The sequence below is a fragment of the Desulfobacterales bacterium genome (assembly GCA_029211065.1).
Classification (GTDB): Bacteria; Desulfobacterota; Desulfobacteria; order Desulfobacterales; family JARGFK01; genus JARGFK01.
Genome location: JARGFK010000196.1, coordinates 1 through 4,217 on the forward strand (window position 1 = coordinate 1; position 4,217 = coordinate 4,217).

At 51.7% G+C, this 4,217-nt stretch carries 4 protein-coding genes; 2 read left to right on the top strand and 2 right to left on the bottom strand.

From position 1 onward, the window contains the following. Together P1P89_22380 and P1P89_22385 are read right to left on the bottom strand one after the other, a co-directional pair. The coding region (locus tag P1P89_22380) for a hypothetical protein (GenBank protein ID MDF1594268.1) at positions 1-259 on the bottom strand (259 nt) is incomplete at its 3' end. 306 nt (positions 260-565) lie between these two features. Further along, on the bottom strand, positions 566-2,140 hold the full coding sequence (locus tag P1P89_22385; GenBank protein MDF1594269.1) for a transporter substrate-binding domain-containing protein: 1,575 nt from the start codon (positions 2,138-2,140) through the stop codon (positions 566-568). Between the two features lie 343 nt (positions 2,141-2,483). Here P1P89_22385 and nfi point away from each other — a divergent pair, with 343 nt between their 5' ends. Then, positions 2,484-3,164, top strand: a complete 681-nt coding sequence (nfi, locus tag P1P89_22390; protein ID MDF1594270.1) for a deoxyribonuclease V — start codon at positions 2,484-2,486, stop codon at positions 3,162-3,164. A 19-nt stretch (positions 3,165-3,183) separates the two neighbouring features. Continuing rightward, positions 3,184-3,852: a protein-L-isoaspartate(D-aspartate) O-methyltransferase gene (locus P1P89_22395; GenBank protein MDF1594271.1), complete on the top strand. Its 669-nt coding sequence runs from the start codon at positions 3,184-3,186 to the stop codon at positions 3,850-3,852. Positions 3,853-4,217: the final 365 nt, after the last annotated feature.

A 4,217-nucleotide genomic window follows, 5' to 3' on the forward strand; every position in this document is an offset into this window, starting at 1 on the left:
CCTTCTCAAAAATCAAACCGGCCTGGAAACTCTTCGCGTGCGCAGTCAGAATGCCACAATGGCCCGATGCACCTTGAGCAGCATCGCCGTATTGCTGATCAAAATGGTCGGTGCCAGAAGGAAAGAAAAACCCGACAAGCGCCAGGCTGAGTTGTTCAGCAAAGCCGCTTGAAACGTATAACATGCTGAAATAAAAGAGAAAAACATATTCAATTTGTTGCGTTTTGCCAAATTGACCGATTCGTTTGCCATAATTCAAAAAAGCATCCCTCTGCGGGAACACGAAAGAGCTTAAAAAATCCTCGGCAAGCTTGAAGATGGTCAACAGACGCAAAAGGTAACGAAAAAAACAAACTGATCAGAGTTGCCGGGCCAAAACAATCAAGTTTTGGGAGCTACTTTTCAACACCCTTTAATAATTCCTAGCCCGCATTTTTTCCCCGAAACGTCACGAAATCGATGTCATGCCGACCGGAATGTTGCACCAATACAAGGTATTGCATTTCACCATTTCAATTATGAAACGGTTGGGCAGGCACAATATCCTCGTTTCGGAGCGACTTCCTCAGTTGACCGGTGGCATATTCGTCTTCTCGGCGCCAACCTTTTTTTGTTCGGTGACATCGGTGACGATTCCTTCAACCGCCGAGGGCTTGCCGGATTCATCAAAATAGAGGGTGTTTCGCTGATTTACCCAACGCACTTCTCCCTTTTTATTTATTATCTGATATTCAAAGTACGGGGGAATGGCGCCGGTTAATAGATTCTCCCATTGGTCGTGAAAATAATTTTTCCAGTCCGGGTGGGTTAATTTTTCAACGAGCAGGGGGGGTTGGTAGAATTCCTCCGGCGAATAGCCGAAAATGGCGGAAGAGGCCTTGCTGACAAACTCATATTCCCCGTTCGGCAAAGTCATCCGGAATATCATGTCCCTGGCATTGTCGGTTAACTGCTTGAAACGGTTCACGCTGGCCAATACCACGTTGAGCAATTTTTCGTATTTACTGATGTATCTCGCCAGAAACAGACCGCAGAAACAGCAAACAAGAAAAAACATGGCCCGGATATACAAGTTTTCGAGTGGAACCCGGGTGATTAGCAGTTCCAGCAGGCTCAGCCGCTGTTCTTCGTTGAAAAGAAACCATTCGATGAATGAGTCCAATACCCAGAAGGAAACGCTCATCGCCAGGATAAATTGAAATATCTGCTTGATATGGACCCTGGAGATGTTGCCGTGTTCGGCCGTCATTTCGGTGGCCATGAAATTCCCCAGCATAATGCCAAGGAGAATAAACAGCAGGCAGACGCTCAAGGCGATCAATAATTCGCGGTTGGTATATTTGGGCATATCCGTGGCCGGGGTGGTCAGAAACATATTTTTCATCTCGTAGTAGATCGAACCGTTGGTTGATTTCCACTTATGCAGATGTCGGTCAAGCGCCTCGACTATATAGCGGTTTCTGCCCTTCGGTACGGCGTAGTGGACATCAATTGGGTCGAAAAGTATCGAGGTCGGGTGCAGATCGTATTGTTTCGCGTATTTTTCGCTTTGCAGACTGTTGAAGATCCCGGCATCGACGGCATTGGTCATTAATGCCCTGACCAGTTCATCGTTTGAGCTTACCAGCTTGAAGTTTGTTTCGATGCCGAATTTTTCAAAGATCTCAATGCCGTTTTCGCCAACCACGTCCCGGTTGACCACGGCAAGGTTTTTTCCTATGAGCGCACGGATGGAATCGATATTCTCGGCTTCCGACTTCACCACGATCCGCCCTTGTAAAACACCATTTTTTTCATTGGTGAATTCGAGGAACCGTTCTCGGGCCGGAGTCGGCGCCAAGCCCATGCCGATGTCCAGATTGCCGCTCTCCAACCCTTGTAGAACATTTTTCGGTGATCCCGCAAAAATATAGTCTAGAATCCATCCTTCCTGTTTCGCCACTTCCTTTAAAAGTTCCAGATGAAAGCCGGTTATCAGCCCTTCTGATTCATATACAATCGGATAGTTATCAAATACGCCAACCCTGATATGACGCTTTTGCGGACTGTCATCCTGAACCTGCACCTCGGCGTAAGGGGTCCCGATCGCAAAAAAGATGCTGACAATGAGAATAATTCCTGAAAAGATCTTATGATTCACCGCTTCTCCTTCTTGTAATGGATAGGGGTAGTGCCCGACGGATACTCTGCGCGGTGCGATAGGGCTGGCAGATCAGCTCACGGTCCCGCCCGCCGGGGGGCACAAAAAAAACCGGAAAGCATCTTCCCCCCGGGACGATTCAAATTCCACACGCATCCGCTATCTTAGCAAAGAATGGACGGCGACGCATAATTATTTACTTTTCGCGGCTCATCGCCAGGTGATAACATTAAACGTGATGGCGTCGCGAAAGTCGCTCTACTGCGTTGCGTCGCATTTTTGCTTTTTCGGGCCATCCCAATATGTATGAACTTGGACACAACGACAATACGAGGCGTGTTTAATGAGAATAGGCCGTCCGCCTCATAACTGGGTCATTACCCCGCGTCAGGCGATTGCCGTCCAGAATAAACTGAGTGCGGCGATCAGCCGACAAGGCCGGCCACGGAACCCCGGACTTGCGGCCGGATTGGATGCCGCCTTTACTCCCGATAAAAAACGGTGTATCGGCGGGGTGGTGCTCTGGAACATCCATGATCACACCATTGTCGAGCGGCACACCGCTATTCTGGAGCTGCGTTTTCCTTATATCCCCGGGCTTCTGTCTTTTCGCGAAACACCCGCCTTGATTGCCGCCTTGCGCAAGCTGCGTAACATTCCGGACCTGATTATCTGTGACGGTCAGGGAGTCGCCCATCCGCGCCGGCTCGGGATCGCCAGCCATATCGGGCTGATAGCCGATCTGCCGACAATAGGTTGCGCCAAAAGCCGGCTGATCGGTGACTATCGGGAACCGGACCCGCAGCAAGGGGCCTCATCTCCCTTGCGCCACAATAATGAACTGATTGGGGCCGTGCTGCGGACCAGGGATAATGTCAAACCGGTTTTTGTCAGTGTGGGCCATAATATTGAACTGGATATCGCGGTGCGGATTATTCTGGATTGCGCCATCCGCTACCGTCTCCCGGAGCCGACCAGATTGGCCGACCGGTTGGTGGCGGAGCGGAAAAAGGATTTTGCTTAAATCCGCGAGGGGTTTCCCGATGAAACAGCGGGCGGAAGTCGAACAGATGCTACGGACCATTCAAATCGAGTGTTCCTATAGCAGCGGTGCGACCGGCATAAATAGAATCAGTAACCGGGTTATGGAGGCCATGGCCGAAGTTCCCCGTGATCGGTTTGTCCCGGATGACATGAAACCCTACGCCTTCGACAACAGACCGCTGCCGATCGGCAATGGTCAGACGATTTCGCAGCCGTTTATTGTCGCCTTGATGACCGATCTGCTCCTCCCCGAAAAAGATGATGTGATCCTTGAAGTCGGCGCCGGCTGCGGCTATCAGGCGGTGATCCTGGCCAGACTGGTTAAGCGGGTCCACACGGTCGAAATCGTCCCGGATCTGGCCCGGGAGGCGAGGGCCAGACTGGCGGCCCTCGGAGTCCGGAACGCCGAGGTCCATCAGGGTGACGGTTATCATGGTCTGCCGGCATACGCCCCGTTTGACGGTATCATCGTGACCGCCGCCGCCGACCGCGTTCCGGAGCCGTTATTGATGCAGCTGAAGCCGGGTGGCCGCCTGGTCATTCCCGTCGGGCCGCCCCATTCACTCCAGTTTCTGATGCTGTACGAAAAAAAACGGGACGGCGCGATTGATTCCCGGGAAGTTCTGGCGGTCGCCTTCGTTCCCCTTACCGGCGAGCATCAGGGCTGAAAGGCCGATTGATATCGAGGTCCCGTTCCTTTTGGACAAAAATTCTCCGGTGATCATATCGCCCGGATGAGCCATGGCGTGGTGTCAGGCGGCGGACCGGGCTTGTCGCCGTCCGGTCAAGCACCGGTGGCCGGATTTTGATCGGTTGGACGGATGCTGGCCATCAAATCTTGCCGAGCCGGATTTGTTGAAACCGGTCAGCTCGGTTCCAAGCCGACCTAATATGGCGATTAAACGATTAAATCCAGGCCGATGACATTCATGGCCGAAATGGCATGGTTATTGAAACGCGGATTCAAGTTCGAAGTGCAACTTCCCGTGTTGATGCGGTATAACGTCTCGTCTTTCCCCAAAACACCTCAAAT